Origin of the sequence: Sphingomonas sp. ABOLH (genome assembly GCF_003951715.1) — a bacterium.
GTDB classification, from domain to species: domain Bacteria; phylum Pseudomonadota; class Alphaproteobacteria; order Sphingomonadales; family Sphingomonadaceae; genus Sphingomonas; species Sphingomonas hankookensis_A.
The window spans coordinates 1-14,394 of sequence record NZ_QQWV01000032.1 but is presented as its reverse complement, the minus strand read 5'-3'; the positions used below and the strand labels follow the sequence as shown (position 1 = coordinate 14,394).

General features: G+C 61.6%; 17 protein-coding genes. 7 read left to right on the top strand and 10 right to left on the bottom strand.

The window, feature by feature from the left end; translation table 11 throughout:
• The first annotated feature begins 210 nt into the window (after positions 1-210).
• Genes CA237_RS13955 through CA237_RS13945 form a run of 3 tightly spaced genes read left to right on the top strand, consistent with a single transcriptional unit; the run spans position 211 to position 2,125 of the window.
• On the top strand, positions 211-765 hold the full coding sequence (locus tag CA237_RS13955) for a TetR/AcrR family transcriptional regulator (RefSeq protein WP_164521308.1): 555 nt from the start codon (positions 211-213) through the stop codon (positions 763-765).
• Positions 766-796: 31 nt separating this feature from the next.
• Positions 797-1,486 carry a DUF1349 domain-containing protein gene (locus tag CA237_RS13950; RefSeq protein WP_126014411.1) on the top strand — a complete coding sequence of 230 codons (690 nt, stop codon included), beginning with the start codon at positions 797-799 and terminating at the stop codon, positions 1,484-1,486.
• A gap of 33 nt (positions 1,487-1,519) precedes the next feature.
• Entirely contained in the window at positions 1,520-2,125 is a 606-nt protein-coding gene (locus tag CA237_RS13945; protein ID WP_021224427.1) for a short chain dehydrogenase, read from the top strand.
• 100 nt (positions 2,126-2,225) lie between these two features.
• On the opposite strand, the gene CA237_RS13940 is transcribed toward CA237_RS13945, so the two are convergent.
• The 3 genes from CA237_RS13940 to CA237_RS13930 all read right to left on the bottom strand — a co-directional run bounded on the left by CA237_RS13940 (position 2,226) and on the right by CA237_RS13930 (position 3,172).
• The gene (locus tag CA237_RS13940) at positions 2,226-2,456 is read right to left on the bottom strand and encodes a hypothetical protein (RefSeq protein WP_020819848.1); all 231 of its coding nucleotides are present in this window, start codon (positions 2,454-2,456) and stop codon (positions 2,226-2,228) included.
• Between the two features lie 198 nt (positions 2,457-2,654).
• Positions 2,655-2,858, bottom strand: a complete 204-nt coding sequence (locus CA237_RS13935) for a DUF305 domain-containing protein (RefSeq protein WP_241215494.1) — start codon at positions 2,856-2,858, stop codon at positions 2,655-2,657.
• A 95-nt stretch (positions 2,859-2,953) separates the two neighbouring features.
• Positions 2,954-3,172 (bottom strand): heavy-metal-associated domain-containing protein, encoded by a 219-nt coding sequence (locus tag CA237_RS13930; RefSeq protein WP_020819850.1) that lies wholly within the window; start codon positions 3,170-3,172, stop codon positions 2,954-2,956.
• Between the two features lie 160 nt (positions 3,173-3,332).
• Between CA237_RS13930 and CA237_RS13925 the strand changes: the two genes are divergently transcribed.
• The 3 genes from CA237_RS13925 to CA237_RS13915 all read left to right on the top strand — a co-directional run bounded on the left by CA237_RS13925 (position 3,333) and on the right by CA237_RS13915 (position 7,582).
• Positions 3,333-5,843 (top strand): heavy metal translocating P-type ATPase, encoded by a 2,511-nt coding sequence (locus CA237_RS13925; protein WP_020819851.1) that lies wholly within the window; start codon positions 3,333-3,335, stop codon positions 5,841-5,843.
• Complete coding sequence (gene cueR, locus CA237_RS13920; RefSeq protein WP_020819852.1) at positions 5,840-6,292, top strand: Cu(I)-responsive transcriptional regulator; 453 nt, start codon at positions 5,840-5,842, stop codon at positions 6,290-6,292. Before CA237_RS13925 ends, cueR begins: the two co-directional genes overlap by 4 nt.
• Positions 6,293-6,409: 117 nt before the next feature.
• On the top strand, positions 6,410-7,582 hold the full coding sequence (locus CA237_RS13915; protein WP_020819853.1) for an MFS transporter: 1,173 nt from the start codon (positions 6,410-6,412) through the stop codon (positions 7,580-7,582).
• A gap of 3 nt (positions 7,583-7,585) precedes the next feature.
• On the opposite strand, the gene CA237_RS13910 is transcribed toward CA237_RS13915, so the two are convergent.
• The 6 genes from CA237_RS13910 to CA237_RS13885 form a co-directional block, all read right to left on the bottom strand.
• On the bottom strand, positions 7,586-8,350 hold the full coding sequence (locus CA237_RS13910) for a hypothetical protein (protein ID WP_020819854.1): 765 nt from the start codon (positions 8,348-8,350) through the stop codon (positions 7,586-7,588).
• On the bottom strand, positions 8,347-8,937 hold the full coding sequence (locus tag CA237_RS13905; protein ID WP_080993660.1) for an ADP-ribosyltransferase: 591 nt from the start codon (positions 8,935-8,937) through the stop codon (positions 8,347-8,349). Before CA237_RS13905 ends, CA237_RS13910 begins: the two co-directional genes overlap by 4 nt.
• Positions 8,934-10,058 carry a tyrosine-type recombinase/integrase gene (locus tag CA237_RS13900; protein ID WP_241211911.1) on the bottom strand — a complete coding sequence of 375 codons (1,125 nt, stop codon included), beginning with the start codon at positions 10,056-10,058 and terminating at the stop codon, positions 8,934-8,936. The genes CA237_RS13905 and CA237_RS13900 overlap by 4 nt, the downstream gene beginning before the upstream one ends.
• Entirely contained in the window at positions 10,058-10,585 is a 528-nt protein-coding gene (locus tag CA237_RS13895; protein ID WP_020819857.1) for a GNAT family N-acetyltransferase, read from the bottom strand. Before CA237_RS13895 ends, CA237_RS13900 begins: the two co-directional genes overlap by 1 nt.
• 190 nt (positions 10,586-10,775) lie before the next feature.
• Positions 10,776-11,174, bottom strand: coding sequence for a type II toxin-antitoxin system VapC family toxin (locus tag CA237_RS13890; RefSeq protein ID WP_066781968.1), 399 nt, complete (start codon positions 11,172-11,174; stop codon positions 10,776-10,778).
• The gene (locus CA237_RS13885; RefSeq protein WP_206430571.1) at positions 11,167-11,391 is read right to left on the bottom strand and encodes an AbrB/MazE/SpoVT family DNA-binding domain-containing protein; all 225 of its coding nucleotides are present in this window, start codon (positions 11,389-11,391) and stop codon (positions 11,167-11,169) included. Before CA237_RS13885 ends, CA237_RS13890 begins: the two co-directional genes overlap by 8 nt.
• A 256-nt stretch (positions 11,392-11,647) precedes the next feature.
• Between CA237_RS13885 and CA237_RS13880 the strand changes: the two genes are divergently transcribed.
• Complete coding sequence (locus CA237_RS13880; protein ID WP_209308654.1) at positions 11,648-12,355, top strand: recombinase family protein; 708 nt, start codon at positions 11,648-11,650, stop codon at positions 12,353-12,355.
• A 24-nt stretch (positions 12,356-12,379) separates the two neighbouring features.
• Here CA237_RS13880 and CA237_RS13875 read toward each other — a convergent pair whose 3' ends face one another.
• Complete coding sequence (locus CA237_RS13875; RefSeq protein WP_126014407.1) at positions 12,380-14,167, bottom strand: GGDEF domain-containing protein; 1,788 nt, start codon at positions 14,165-14,167, stop codon at positions 12,380-12,382.
• Positions 14,168-14,394 lie beyond the last annotated feature (227 nt).

Here is a 14,394-nt window from a genome sequence, read left to right as displayed (position 1 = left end):
GGGATAAAACGACATACCTTGTCCACCTTCCCATCATGGTAAGGTCAAGCTCTTTCTCGCGAACGCAATCTGGCAATGTGTTCGATCGCCATGAAGCAGCGAACCCGTTCTGATCACGCCGCTTCCGAGACACCAAAAAGGTGCGCTTGCGTCGCGAGCGATTTATTACGATAAGTAAGTTACGAATCGTAATATGAGTTTGTTCCGGTGGTGAAGTTGTCCGCGGCGGATCGCCGCAATGCCCTACTCGACGCTGCATGGTCGTATGTTGCCGAGCACGGCGTGCATGCTCTGACGCTGGCCGAGGCGGCCGAGCGGGGAGGGGTCTCCAAGCCGATTGCCTATAACCATTTCCAGAGCCGGGCAGGGCTGCTCTGCGCGCTCTATGATCGCTACTATACCGGCCATATCGAGGAGCTGACCAAGGCCCTCGAGCGCGCAGCTACGGTCGAGGAGGCGGCTAAAGTCATCGCCCAGGCCTATGTCGATTGCGTCGAGCAGTCAGGGCCTGTGGCAGCGGCGCTGGCTGGCGCTCTGAGTGGCGGCGCCGAAATGGAAACCATGCGCCGGGACTGCGATGATCGCTATGTCGGCCTTTGCGTTGCGACGCTCGAGTCTCGCGCTGCACGTCCCATCCATTTTGCCTCGGTCGTAGCCTTTGTCGGCGCCGCCGCATCGCTCTCGAACGAGGTGCAGCGCGGCCGCATTTCGAAGAAGGAAGCGGTCGATCATCTTGCCGGTCTACTCGCCTCGGCGGTGACCTGACGACGTTCAAGACAGAAAAGAGGATCTGACGATGAAAGTGCAACTCCCTTTGATGGTGATCGCAATGGGTCTGGCGCTGCCGGCGAATGCTCAGCAAATGGGCGATGAAAAAGTGAACCTGGCCCTGCCGGGAATCAGCTTCACCCGATCGCTTAATCAGGCGGCAAGATCCGCGAAGGTTGAAGGAGGAATGATCTCGCTGGCGAGCGAGGGCGGGCGTGACAATTTCCGCGATCCCGACGGCAAGCTGTCGAACAACACTGCGCCGGTTCTCCTGGCAGAAGTCGATAATGCCAAGTCCTGGACGTTGTCAGGTTTGGTGACCCCGTCGTTCAACGCTACCTACGACGCCGGCACCTTCTACATATGGGTCGATGATGCCCACTGGCTCAAAATGGCGATGGAGCGTGATGAGCGGGGACGGGTTCGCATCGTCAGCGTCCGCGTCCGCACGAACGACACCTCCGATGACAACAATCATGATGTTGTGACAGCGCCGAATGTCTGGATGAAAATCTCTTCGGATACGAAAACGGTCGGGTTCTACTATTCGACGGACCAGAAGAGCTGGCAGCTGATCCGCTTGTTCAAAAATGACTATCCTCAGAAGCTGTGGGTGGGCGTGAGCGCGCAATCGCCGCAGGGCAAGGGATCTGTGACCCAGTTCCGGGACCTGACCCTGACCAAGACCAGCATTTCGGATTTTCGCCTCGGCCTCTGACGGCGCAAAATCGACCCGGGAAAGACAACGACAATGAAGATTCTCATCGTTGGGGCTAACGGCCTCATGGGACAGGCTGCGCTCAAAGGCCTCGCCCACCACGACGTCGTGACCGCCAGCCGCTCTGGCTCGACATGCGATCACCAAGTGGACATTACCAACACGGCATCTATCCGAGCGCTGTTTGAAAAGGTCGGACAAGTCGATGCCGTGATCTGCGCCGTTGGCCACTGCGAGTACGCGCCCTTCGTGACCATGACCGATGATCAATGGCGCGTAACCATCGAAAGCAAGCTGCTCGGGCAGATCAACCTGGTGCGTGTAGGCTGTGACTATGTCGCTGACTGCGGCTCGTTTACCCTCATTTCCGGGATCTTGAATATCAAGCCCGTTCCCGAGGCGATCGCGGATGCGACGACCAGCGGCGCGATCGACACATTCGTGCGCTGCGTCGCGCACGAAATGCCGCGCGGCATACGGATCAACGTGGTCAATCCGACCGTCCTCGAGGAGGCGTGGGACGTCTATGGTGCCATGATGCCGGGCTTCGAGCCGGTTCCGGGCGCGCTCGTGGGGAAGGCATTTCAACGGTCGGTCGAAGGGTTCATATCCGGTGAGGTTCTGATCGTGGACGCCTGATGTCGCTGGCAGCTCCCGCGTTCGCGGGGCTTTCGAATACCCAGCTATGATCGCAGCCCAGTGGCCTTCGACAAGGCAGGCCTTGGCCCCCGACCGGGCATCAACCGCGACCGGTCATAAAGTAAACAAACAGCGATCCGGCGCCGACGAGCATCAAGAGCCATGCCACAAGCCTGCCGATCCGTTCGAGCGTCCGGATCAGGAGGGCATGGCCGTAGGAGTTGAATTCCTGCACGCCTGCGACATTGCGCCGATTGAACGCTCGTTGATTGGTCCAAAGGATGATGCCGACGCCCAAGGCCAGCATGATGGCTCCTACGGTCACATTCATCAGACGTCCTTTCAGCAGTGTGTTCGTTGCAACTCATCAACTGTGGCGGATGCAAATGCGCCTCGGCTCCATTGTTGGATACCGAGGCGCACCCATGGCTGGGTGTTGCGTTGATCAACACCCAGCCACCTGGCCGACCCAAGGGCTCAGGGGGACTGGGGGGCAGCCCAGAGGAGGCCGGCCATAGGGATGCGCGGCTTACTGGCTACGGTCAGCGAGCCACTTCTTCATGAGCGCGATTTCTTTCTCCTGCGCATCGATGATGGCCTGCGCCAATTTGCTCACTTCGGGATCGGAGCCGTGATCGAGAACGACGCGGGCCATGTCGATCGCGCCTTGATGGTGCGGGATCATGCCGCGCAGGAAATCGAGGTCAGCGTCCCCGCTGAACTCAATCGCCATGTCCGCATGCATGCGGTTATTTGCGACCTGATAATCGCGAATGACAGGGTTATCCGACAGGCCTTCGGCCTGATGCTCGCTATGTCATTCGTGCTTCACGACTGCACCTCCTCGGCGCTTTCGACCAAAGTGGTCGGATAGCCATCGTCCGCCAGCGCCTTCTGGATATCTTCCTGGCTTGCGGTGGTGGTCACGGAAATGGTGCGCGACACGGTATCGGCCTCGACAGTGGCCGCAGGATCGACCTTGCCGATCGCCTCGTTGATGTGCCGGACGCACGATCCGCAGGTCATGTCCTGGACGTGGAACTGCATCGGGATTCTCCTCAAAATTCGAGTTCGTCCCGTAAGAAATGGGGCTTGCCATCGTTGGAAGGTCAACCCGCCCGGCCAAAAAAACTTGAACCTTGACCTTCCAATGATGGGAAGCCTCACATGGGGTTGGTCAAGTTCGCGAGAATCGAGGAAGCGGAACATGCTGGCCGAAAAATCCCCCATCGAAACAGATGTTTCGACAATCACCCTGCCCATCGAGGGTATGACCTGCGCGTCGTGCGTGGGCCGCGTCGAACGCGCAATCGGCAAGATCGAAGGCGTGAGCGCGGTCAACGTCAATCTCGCAACCGAGCGGGCAAGCATCACGACGGGAGGCCCGGTCAATCGGTCCGAGCTGGTAAAAGCGGTCGAGTCGGCGGGCTATACGGTGCCAGCAGAAACCACAGAACTTACCGTGCTCGGCATGACCTGTGCGTCATGCGTCGGGCGCGTCGAGCGTGCGCTCAAGGCCGTGCCGGGTGTGGTGGAAGCGAGCGTCAATCTGGCGACCGAGCGCGCCACGATCCGCGGCGCGGCTGACGCAAAGTCGCTGATCGCTGCCATCGCTGGCGCGGGGTATGAAGCAAAACCTCTGGCCGCGAAGGCCGCCGATGCCGATGACGGCGACGATCGAAAGGAAGAGGAGCGCAAGCTGCTCAAGCGCGATCTCACCATCGCGGTGATCCTCGCTCTCCCGGTCTTTCTCATGGAAATGGGGTCTCACCTCATTCCCAGCGTCCATATGTACATTGCGATGTCGATCGGCATGCAGACGAGCTGGTACATTCAGTTCGCGCTGACGACCCTCGTGCTCGCAATTCCAGGCTTTCGTTTCTACCAGAAAGGCCTCCCGGCCCTGATCCGGCTCGCTCCGGACATGAACTCGCTCGTCGCGGTCGGCACGCTGGCGGCATATGGCTATTCGCTTGTTGCCACTTTCGCTCCGACGCTTCTCCCGCCAGGGACAGTGAACGTCTATTATGAGGCGGCAGCGGTCATCATCGCGTTGATCCTGCTCGGCCGCTATCTGGAGGCGAGGGCAAAAGGGCGCACGTCCGAGGCGATCAAGCGTCTCGTTGGCCTCCAGGCCAAAACAGCGCGCGTACGCCGTGCCGACGGTACGGTCGAAGTTGCCGTCGCAGACGTCGTTGCGGGCGACATCATCGAAGTTCGGCCCGGTGAACGGATCCCTGTCGACGGCGAGGTTATCGAGGGCGAAAGCTACGTCGATGAATCCATGATCACCGGTGAGCCAATTCCGGCCAGGAAAGCGGAAGGGGCGAGCCTCGTCGGGGGCACTGTCAACCAGAAGGGGGCTCTGGCATTCCGCGCAACGGCAGTCGGCGATGCCACCATGCTGTCCCAGATCATTCGCATGGTCGAGCAGGCGCAAGGATCGAAGCTGCCGATCCAGGCGCTCGTGGACAAGGTGACGATGTGGTTCGTGCCCGCTGTCATGGCGGTGGCCGCGCTCACGTTCGGCGCCTGGCTGGTATTCGGTCCGTCCCCGGCCTTGACCTTCGCGCTGGTCAATGCGGTCGCGGTCCTCATCATTGCCTGCCCCTGCGCGATGGGTCTGGCGACGCCTACAGCCATCATGGTTGGCACCGGGCGGGGAGCTGAACTGGGCATTCTGTTCCGCAAGGGAGAAGCGCTGCAGCTGCTGCGTGATGCCAAGGTCGTCGCCGTCGACAAGACCGGCACGCTGACCGAAGGCCGACCTGCGCTGACGGACTTGCAGGTCACGCTCGGCTTCGACCGGTCGGCCGTTCTCGCCCGGATTGCGGCAGTAGAGGACAAGTCCGAACATCCGATTGCCCGCGCTATTGTCGACGCCGCTCTTGCCGAGAAGCTTAGTCTCGCTGAGGTGGCCAACTTTGAATCCCTGACCGGGCGCGGTGTTCGCGCCGAGGTGCTTGGCGATCGGGTCGAAATCGGGGCGGATCGCTACATGCGCGAGCTTGGTCTGGACGTCACCGCTTTCGCCAAGACAGCATCACGCCTGGCCGCTGAAGGCAAGTCGCCCCTCTATGCAGCGATCAATGGCAAGCTTGCAGCCGTCATCGCTGTGGCTGATCCCATCAAGGAAACGACCCCTGCGGCCATTGCCGCTCTTCACGGTCTCGGCCTGAAGGTTGCGATGATCACCGGCGACAATCAGCACACCGCCCAGGCGATCGCGCGCCAGTTGGGCATCGACGAGGTTGTCGCTGAAGTCCTGCCTGACGGAAAGGTCGAGGCCGTACGCCGCCTGAAAGCAGAATATGGTCGCCTCGCCTTCATCGGTGACGGCATCAACGATGCACCGGCGCTTGCCGAGGCAGACGTCGGGATTGCGGTCGGCACGGGCACGGACATCGCCATCGAGGCTGCCGACGTCGTGCTGATGTCGGGCCACCTCAACGGCGTGGCGTCGGCGATCGCGCTCTCTCGTGCCACGATCGGGAACATCCGCCAGAACCTCTTCTGGGCCTTCGCCTATAATACGGCGCTCATCCCGGTCGCTGCCGGTGCTTTATGGCCGATCTGGGGCATCCTGCTGTCACCGGTGTTTGCTGCCGGCGCGATGGCAATGTCGAGCGTGTTCGTCCTCGGTAATTCGCTGCGGCTTCGGGGATTCCAACCCCCGGAGGGATCGACTGGCACGCTTGAAAAGGGAGCGGGGCGATGAACATCGGCCAAGCAGCCAAGGCGTCCGGCGTCTCCGCTAAGATGATCCGCTACTATGAGCAGACTGGCCTCATTCCAAAGGCGGATCGCCGGGATTCAGGTTATCGGGACTATTCACCGGGCGACGTCAACATGCTCCGTTTCATCCGACGCGCGCGGGACCTTGGGTTCGCGGTGACGGAGATCAACGAGCTCCTCAACCTGTGGCGCGACCGGTCGCGCCACAGCGCCGACGTCAAGCGGATTGCGCAGTCGCATATTTTCGAGCTGCAGGACCGCATCAAGGGGCTCAACCAGATGGTCGATACGTTGCAGGGGCTGGTGAGTTGCTGCGCCGGCGATGACCGTCCAGACTGCCCGATTATCGCGGATCTTGAAGAGCCTTCATCGGGAAGTGCGTTACCGGCCCCGGCCTCTGTCGGAATTGGCCGCCTGCGTCATCGACCCTGAAGTCCTCTGTGCTCTCCGGTAATTCACTGAACATCGTCGCGGATTGGGGGACGCCGATGGTAGAGAGCTTATCAGGGAAGGCCAAGACGGACGGAACGGTAGAGGGGGAGTGCATCAATGGCCTTGGAGTTCCGGCAGGGGTGGGGATGGCTGGTACTCGCTGCGCTCACGGTTTCCACCATCGGCGATGAAATTACGCTTCTCACGCTTATGTTTCGGACCGCCGAAGGTTCATCGGCATATGGCGTCCCAACCCTGCTCATCGCGGAGCTGCTTCCCGGCCTGATCGCCGCCCCTTGGGCGGGGCGGCTGATAGATCGCAGGGACGCAGCTCTGGTGCTGATCGTCGTCTCGGCACTGCAGGCAGTCGTGATCGCGATCGTCGCAGCTATCCCGCCGATGACCCTCGTCGGTGCGGCGGTTCTGAGCCTGCTGTTCACAATCAGCAGTGCCGCCACCTTTGCGCTCATTCCGGTCCTTTCCGGCGCGCTCGGCATGACGCTGGCGCGCGCGAACAGCTATCTCGAAATCGTCCGTAGTTTGGGCATGCTGGCAGGTCCGGTCGCAGGTGGAATCCTAATCGGTTGGATCGGGGCCAGCAACGCACTTATGGTCGATGCCACCAGCTTTGCCGTTTTGTGCTGCATCGTAGCTATGAGTGGCCTGCGCCGCAGACCCCAGAAGGAAGAAGCGGCAGAGCCTGATCTGTTCGCCGACTACCGCCCATTACTCGGTAATCGAAGAATTATGGTGGTCACGGGCGCGCTGAGCCTGGAGGTTTTTGCCACGGCAATTGCTGACGTCGCTTTCGTTTTCCTGGTGATGATGACGCTGAAGAGCGGGCCTGTTGCATTTGGCGTGCTTACCGCCCTCTGGGCCGCCGGGATGCTCCTTGGCGCGACGATGGCCGAAACCGTCATCGGCAACAGATTGGGAGCGACAGCGTTCGGGACGGCTGGGGTCATGGGGGCGACCATGCTGCTGATCGGCCTAGCGCCAAGCACACTGGCGATCGTCGCCATCGCGTTCGTCGCCGGCGGCGGGGCTAACAGCATCCACAACGTTGCCGTGCGAACGTTGCTCCAATCCGAGTGTCCGCCGGCCCAACATGGCAAGGTTGCTGCAATCTACGGCGCAGTCACTCGGACCGCCACTATTGGTGGATACGTCGCCGGCGGGCTGTTTGTCCCGGATGATGCGCCGAGCGCTTACCTCGTCGGTGGAATGCTGGGCGTTGCAGCGGGCATGGTCGGGTGGCGAGTTTTTAATGGCAAGTGGAAGACGGCTTAAGCCTCAGCCGACCTCTGGAGGTCGCATATACTCCCGGAAATCCTTCATTTCTTCCGCGGTCGGCACCGGCGTGGTAGGCATGAAGCGGATCGTTTCGGCGAGGTCGCGGCGAGTATGGTAGCCTATGATTGAGCCGCCGACGCTCAGTTCATATTCCATGCTGCCTGTGTAGCGATTGGGCATCGCGAGCCCAGGCGCAAAGGCAATCGGTTTGTTCTTGGATTTGCTGCCGCTGACCTCATGCTTGGCAAGGGCAATGCGGATAAACTCGATCGTCGTGAACCCCATCTCGGTCCGCGCCAGATCATCGCGCATCCGTTGTACAAGCTCGGGATTGTCGCGGGCGATTCTGAGCTGCTGCGCGCGAAGCTCCCGATCGTAGTGCTGGTAATTGACCTCGCGTTCCAGATGGGCTGCTTTCAGATCGAAGCCGCCGCTGGACGCAAGTCGGACCACTTCGTCGCACCGCTGGCGCCACGTCCGCAGCAACTCGTAAGCTGCGTAGATCCACATGGGCGAGAGAGCCGTCAAAAGCGCCATCGTCTCAAGCGGTCGATCGTCATCGTGCATGTGCCGCAGAACTTCGCGCTCCATGCCGTTGAGGACATTGTCGATCAGCTCCAGTTGCTGACCCTGCATGACCAGCCAGGGATTGTCGCTGAAACCAGCGAGCGCGTTAAGGGCTGCCGTGAGCTCGGTGGGACCGATATCCTCGGCTCGCCTTGGTCCCGCCTGATCGTCGACTCGAGGCCAGTCATCCTCGCTCATACCGGCGCCTCGCAAGGCTCCAGGATAAGCTGGAGAAGGTCCCCCGGTAGCATTTGTGCGTCGGTGATCGAGAACAGGGTGTCACGCGGGAGTAGGATCTCAAATTCCCCCTGAGCGGCGCCGTCGTGCATGTCGATCGCAGGCGAGCCGGCCGGCAGCCGAAATTCCAGCATGGTGGGGCGGCTCTGGTTGCGGCTGCGCTTGTCGAGGAATGCGTCGCACCAGCTTCGCTCCGTCGATGTCGAGATGTATCCGGGATAACGATAATGCAGGCCCACAAAGCTGGCCGGTGCCCCCTCCAGGGCGCCGCGAACACCCCAGCCATGGCCATGGCCCGACCAGAGCGTCTGCGCACTCAACAGGCGCGACATTGAGAAAACGGCGTCGATGGCGTCGCGTTTTGCACGCGCGCCGGATGAAAACGTGCCGAAGTTCGGATTGTGCGACAGTGCCTCGGTGCGCCCCTGCGCGATCGCATGAAAAAAGGTCGAATCCGCCCCATAGCTTCGCAAGGCCAAGTGCTCTGCCTCGGTTAACTCTCGCTCACGGCCGATCAGGCCGTTTGCAGTTACGATGAGTGCTGTCACAGAAAACCTTCCCCCGCGTGCTCGCGGAACCGCTCATGGTCCCGCACATATTCGGCGACCATCTCGAGCGACGAGTGGCGGCTATGCTCTTTCATCTTGAACAGGTTCGCGCTTTGCCGCCCCGCTTCGGTGAGGAAGCCGGCCCTCAGCGAATGGCCAGAGAACAATTCAGGCGGATAGCCGGCCGCTACGGCTGCGGCCTTGACCACAAGGGCCACGCCCTGCGCGCTCATCGACTTTTCAGTGAGACGACCCTGCGGCGTGAGCTTGCGGAACACCGGACCGCTGCAAATCCCCGCCTTTTCAATCCATGCATTATAATGGTGGACAGGTTCGAGCCTGCGACCATCCAGAATGGCCACGGTTTGGCCATCGCCCTCCTGATCGGTCTTGGAGGAAGGAATCCGGATCAAAAGGCCGCGCGCATCTTCGGCCACCCGGGCGACTGTTACTTCAACGAGCTCGGAGCGTCGGAAGGCGCCTGCCATCCCGATCGCAAGCAGCGCGCGGTCGCGATAGGCGCGCAGGTCATCCCCGGTGATGCTCCTGAGCATGTCGCGCATCACATCGCCATCGGCTGCGCGCTTCTTGTCCGGGAGGTCGTCACGCTTTTCCCGCCGGATCGCGCGCATCGCCTTTTCGAGCCGGGCGGCGTCCGGCTGGGAGGTCGGGGGTTCCAGGTCGGCTGCGCGATGGGCGAACACGATTGCAGCCAGCCGCCGGCCTATGGTCGCCTTGCCAAGCGGAGATGGCGCTTTGCGCGGAAGAACCTTGCCCGTCTTGGTCCGTCGTGGTTCGAGGGGGACAAATCCGGTCTCGGCGAGCAATGTAAGGAACGCGGCCACAGTTGAAGGTGTGGCAGGCAGCGGCCGGTAACCACTTTCGCGACACCAGGCGCAAAACAGCCGCCAATCCGACTTGTACGCGCGCAGCGTGGCATCGGCCGAGGCACGGCCTACATAGCGATCGACACGCTCGCGGTCGTCGGCGGTCAGATCCGGAAGGTAAGGCTCGAGGCTCTCCACGGTATCGAGAAGGACCATCGCACCGGCGAGGACAGCTTCGAGATCGTCAGCTACTTCTGCCGGAGGCGGAGGAGCGGGGGGGACGTCGCCGTTCATCATGGCAATAGTGTCAACCGCGACGGAAGTGGGACTGCCTGAAGGTCTCGCACCTTCATAGGCAGCGATAGAAGATTCACGGCATCCTCATCCTGATCCGCGAGATCCCACTGAAGGTTGAACCGGCGATAGAAGGCCAGGCGTGGATCGTCGTCTTCAACATCCTGCTTGTATCGCTTGAGCTCGACTGGGCGGATGTCAGCATCAGGATGGTGACGCTTCGCCCAATCGACCATGAGGTTGAGGGCGACAGTACCGATGCCCTGGCGATGCCAGGTTGATGGGTCGACAACGTTGAAGCCGTTTGAGAGCCGGACGCCCTGGTGACGACTGAACGAGGCTCCAGCGCGCATCATTATCTTCGCGCCGTCCAGGTCGCGACCCGGAACGAGCTTCAGGGTTTTCGCGCCCTCGACCGCCAGCAGCAGTTCGAGCTGCTCATTCGTATCCGCAGTCTGATGTATGATCAGCGTCACCGGATCCGTTTCACCCTTCACGGTGGATTGCAGGCTGTACCGAGCGACCATGATTTTCGTCCTTGAGTGATCCTTTCGAAGGTATCCAACCTGTAGGTTTCCCTAAAATGGTGGACGCCATCCTACCTACAGCAGCAGCTGAAAAGAGTGGATCTGCGCCCGAAACAGTGGACGGCAGCCGCTCTGTTCCGCCACAACTCGCCTGCCTGAGCGTACCGTACCCAAAAGCACGAATGTGCGGCTAATCGGCCAGCGGCCGTACGTTGGTGATGGTGACGCCGACCTCAGCGCTCGCCAGCGGCCCGTCCGTCGTGAACATCTCCGCTTGTAGGTCAATCGCCAAGGCAAGACACGCTCGGTCACCAAGCGAAAGTCCAAGCGCCTTCGTCGACGGTCGCAGGTCGCCTATGATGAGCGCCTGGGCAGGAGAGAGCGGCCGTACATCGAGGTGCAGCCCGCCAAGAGCCTCACGTACCTCGTCGAGCGGCAATCCTCGGTCCCGAAGCTTGGAGACGACCTCGGCGAGGTTGGTCGTTCCGATAATGCTGCGGGTCAGGACGTCGACTACCCGATCCGCCCCAGGTTCGTCGTTCAGAAGGCAGAGCAGGGCGGAGGCGTCGAGTACGACCTTGCTACTCACGCTCCGCCTCGCGCCGGCGCTCTGCGATCAGCTCGTCAGCCAAACCGACGCCTTCGGGCACATATTTGCGAAGGATCGCGCGAGCCCTTTCGAGCGCCTTAGGCACGGAACGTACCCGTAGCTCGCCATCGTCGACATCGACGAGAACGGTATCACCCGTGGTGATCCCGAGCTCACGGCGCATGGCCGCCGGGATCACGAGTTTACCACCGTCCACGATCTTGACCCTCTGTGCTTCCACCTGCACTGAACTCGCATGGCTGACCCAGTTTTCGGATCATACTGAATATCGGCGCTGATGGATAGCGCGAAGCAGCGCACTTCAGCGCATTTGGTGATCAGTCGTCGTTCATATCAGCGCCATTAGCTACTTAGACCTGGCTTGCTGAGCTAGGCTCGACAGGATCGGCGCTTGCCATCCCGAGCCGGTTGCCGCAGTGGTGGCTCCCATGGGTGTACCGAACGGAGCCAGCATGACGAACCCGATCCGCGCTGCGCGCGTGTACCTGCGCGTAAGCACCGACGAGCAGGACCTGACCCGGCAGGAAGCAATTGTCACCGGTGCGCGCGCAGCAGGCTATTACGTCGCGGCGGTTTACCGCGAGAAGGCGTCGGGCGCGCGGCCTGATCGGCCAGAGCTCTTACGCATGGTTGCTGACCTGCAGCCGGGCGAGGTGGTGGTTGCGGAGAAGATCGACCGGATCAGCCGTCTGCCATTACCCGAAGCCGAACTGCTGGTGGCGACGATCCGGGCGAAGGGCGCGCGGCTAGCCGTGCCAGGCATCGTCGATCTGTCCGAGCTTGTCGCTGACAGCGCCGGTGTCGCGCGCATCGTGCTCGAAGCGGTGCAGGACATGCTGCTGCGCGTCGCGCTTCAGACCGCACGAGACGACTATGAGACCCGGCGCGAGCGCCAGCGAGAGGGCATCGAGCTCGCCAAGCGAGCAGGGCGGTACAACGGCCGTAAGCCGGATATCGCCTTGCACAGGCGCATTGTTGGGCTGCGGGAGACAGGGATGAGCATCGCGCGCACGGCCGAGCTGGCGGGATGCAGCATAGCGCAGGTGAAGCGCGTTACGGCGCTGCATCGGGCACGGACGGGCTCAGGAAAAGCTCATGCCGAGCCTCGGTCTGCGGAAACTGGCGGAGGTGATTTATCGGTGCGCTTTGAATCTGGGTGAGGTCGGCGTTGGATGCCACGCGATTCAAGCCGCTAACGAAAGCATGTTCCTTCCGGCATTCTTGGAACGGTACAGTGCCTGATCCGCTGCAATGAGCGCGCCTTCCAAATCACCGTCGTCCGGGATCGGAGCGAGACCGACACTTACAGTCGCGGCCACCTGCCTGCCATCCGGCAGGGCGAGCCGCTCGGCGGCGAACTGCAGTCTAATACGTTCGCACGCGGCGCGTGCCTCGGCCAGCCTCACATCTAAGTAGAGCACAGCGAACTCTTCCCCACCAAGGCGTGCGACTGCATCCGTGCCGCGGGTATTCGCTGTGAGCACAGAGGCGAAGGTTCGAAGTACATCATCGCCCGAGGCGTGACCGAACGTGTCGTTCACCGCCTTGAAGCGATCTATGTCGAAGAGGGCGAGGAACTGCTGCCCAGGTTTGCCTGCCTGCGCGAGCCGCTCCCTAGCGATCTCTAGGCCACGGCGATTTGGAAGACCGGTTAGCGCGTCTGTCGCAGCGGCGCGGGCGAGGTCGAGCTCGACCGCCTTGCGGCGCGAGACCTCCCGCACCACGTTCACGGTTCCGCTCGCCTGGCCATGCTCGTCCGAAATGGCGCAGGCATGGCTTTCGAACCACGCCATCTCTCCCGACGCCTTCATCGCCCGGAACTCGAAAATGATGGTCTGGTCCGGCGAAAGCATAGCGCGCCGGTGCGCGTCGACGATCTGCTCCACGTCCTCAGGAGAGACGATCTCACGCGCAAGTTTGCCGACTACTGCTTCGGGCGCAAAGCAGGCGATCTTCATCAGCGATGGAGATAGCCTGCTGATCCGGCCGTCTGCAGTGACCGCCATGATGATGTCGCCACTGCGGTCGGTAATGATTTTGTGAAGGGCGGCTTGCTCCTGCACCTCCGAAAAAAGGATCTTCCGCCGCTTCAGCTCCGTCGCCGCGGGAAGCGCCATCAGCGTCGCGACGGCAAGGTAGAGTTCGATAAGCTGGATTCTGCCGCCCGCACTCAGCTCCGGCATCGCAACAGGTCCCAGCCCGCGAGCAGTGCATACCGAGCCGATGATCGTCAGCAATAGTAGCGCCAAGGCGGCGCCTAATCGGCCGAACCGGAAGACCATCAGCATCAACGGAAGCAGCGGCACGAACAGGAGCGGCAGCTGCGTCTGAGCGAAGACGAGCACCGCAACCGTGACGTGCAGCGTGGTTAGGGCCGCGAGCTCATAAAGCTCTCTCCGGCGCACTGCCTTGCTCCACGCCGTGACGTCCCCGCCGATTACCAGCTTGACGATCGGCATGACCGTCAGTGTGCCCAGCGAATGGGCGACGAACCAGTTGAACGCGTTGCGCCAAACAGGAAGGTCTGCGGCCCCATGCGCAAGAAGACCTGCCGGTAGCGCGGTCGCGGCCGGGACCGCGAGCCCAGCGACCAGGAGCAAAAGGCCGAGTTCGCGCAGGGACGTGAGGTGACGAGGCGTCGGCTCGACCCGCCGCATGAGCCAGGCGATCGCAGCCCCTTCCGCAACGCCGAGCAGGGCGAATGGAAGGGCCACCTGCAAGCCAAGTCCGTGGATGGTGGTCGCGAGGGCGCTTGCGATTGCACAGCCCACCAGCCTCAGCGTCCAGGAGCGCTCCGGACGATAACGGAGATCGACCGCCAGCAACGGCGTGGCGAACCATAGAAGGGCAACGCCGCCTCCCACGCGCGTGTAGGTGACAGCTACATAGGCTGCGATGAAATAGGCGATGGCGAGAAGTGACGCTTGCGCAAGCTCCTTCCTCAGTATTTGCAAGAGGGTCACGTTCGGCATGCGAGAGTGTTAGGATAAAGTGCTTAACGAATGTTAATCGCGCCTCGGGCGAAGACGTCGTCGCGCCAGTTTGTGCCTCATTGTCGACGCGAGGAAGTGTTGAGCTGCCCCCTTCTGAGTGGTCCATCGACTATGACAGTCTGGATCAAGGAAGGGACGACGCATGCCTGCCAAGAAGCACAAGCCTGAGGAGATCATCGGGAAGCTGCGTGAGGTCGAGATCATGC

Bases quoted from the DNA above. Each gene is read 5' to 3' on its own strand.
- CA237_RS13950 (WP_126014411.1), top strand. From the start codon at position 797: ATGAAAGTGCAACTCCCTTTGATGGTGATCGCAATGGGTCTGGCGCTG.
- CA237_RS13945 (WP_021224427.1), top strand. From the start codon at position 1,520: ATGAAGATTCTCATCGTTGGGGCTAACGGCCTCATGGGACAGGCTGCG.
- CA237_RS13940 (WP_020819848.1), bottom strand. From the start codon at position 2,456: ATGAATGTGACCGTAGGAGCCATCATGCTGGCCTTGGGCGTCGGCATC.
- CA237_RS13935 (WP_241215494.1), bottom strand. From the start codon at position 2,858: ATGGCGATTGAGTTCAGCGGGGACGCTGACCTCGATTTCCTGCGCGGC.
- CA237_RS13930 (WP_020819850.1), bottom strand. From the start codon at position 3,172: ATGCAGTTCCACGTCCAGGACATGACCTGCGGATCGTGCGTCCGGCAC.
- CA237_RS13925 (WP_020819851.1), top strand. From the start codon at position 3,333: ATGCTGGCCGAAAAATCCCCCATCGAAACAGATGTTTCGACAATCACC.
- cueR (WP_020819852.1), top strand. From the start codon at position 5,840: ATGAACATCGGCCAAGCAGCCAAGGCGTCCGGCGTCTCCGCTAAGATG.
- CA237_RS13915 (WP_020819853.1), top strand. From the start codon at position 6,410: ATGGCCTTGGAGTTCCGGCAGGGGTGGGGATGGCTGGTACTCGCTGCG.
- CA237_RS13910 (WP_020819854.1), bottom strand. From the start codon at position 8,350: ATGAGCGAGGATGACTGGCCTCGAGTCGACGATCAGGCGGGACCAAGG.
- CA237_RS13900 (WP_241211911.1), bottom strand. From the start codon at position 10,058: ATGAACGGCGACGTCCCCCCCGCTCCTCCGCCTCCGGCAGAAGTAGCT.
- CA237_RS13895 (WP_020819857.1), bottom strand. From the start codon at position 10,585: ATGGTCGCTCGGTACAGCCTGCAATCCACCGTGAAGGGTGAAACGGAT.
- CA237_RS13880 (WP_209308654.1), top strand. From the start codon at position 11,648: ATGACGAACCCGATCCGCGCTGCGCGCGTGTACCTGCGCGTAAGCACC.
- CA237_RS13875 (WP_126014407.1), bottom strand. From the start codon at position 14,167: ATGCCGAACGTGACCCTCTTGCAAATACTGAGGAAGGAGCTTGCGCAA.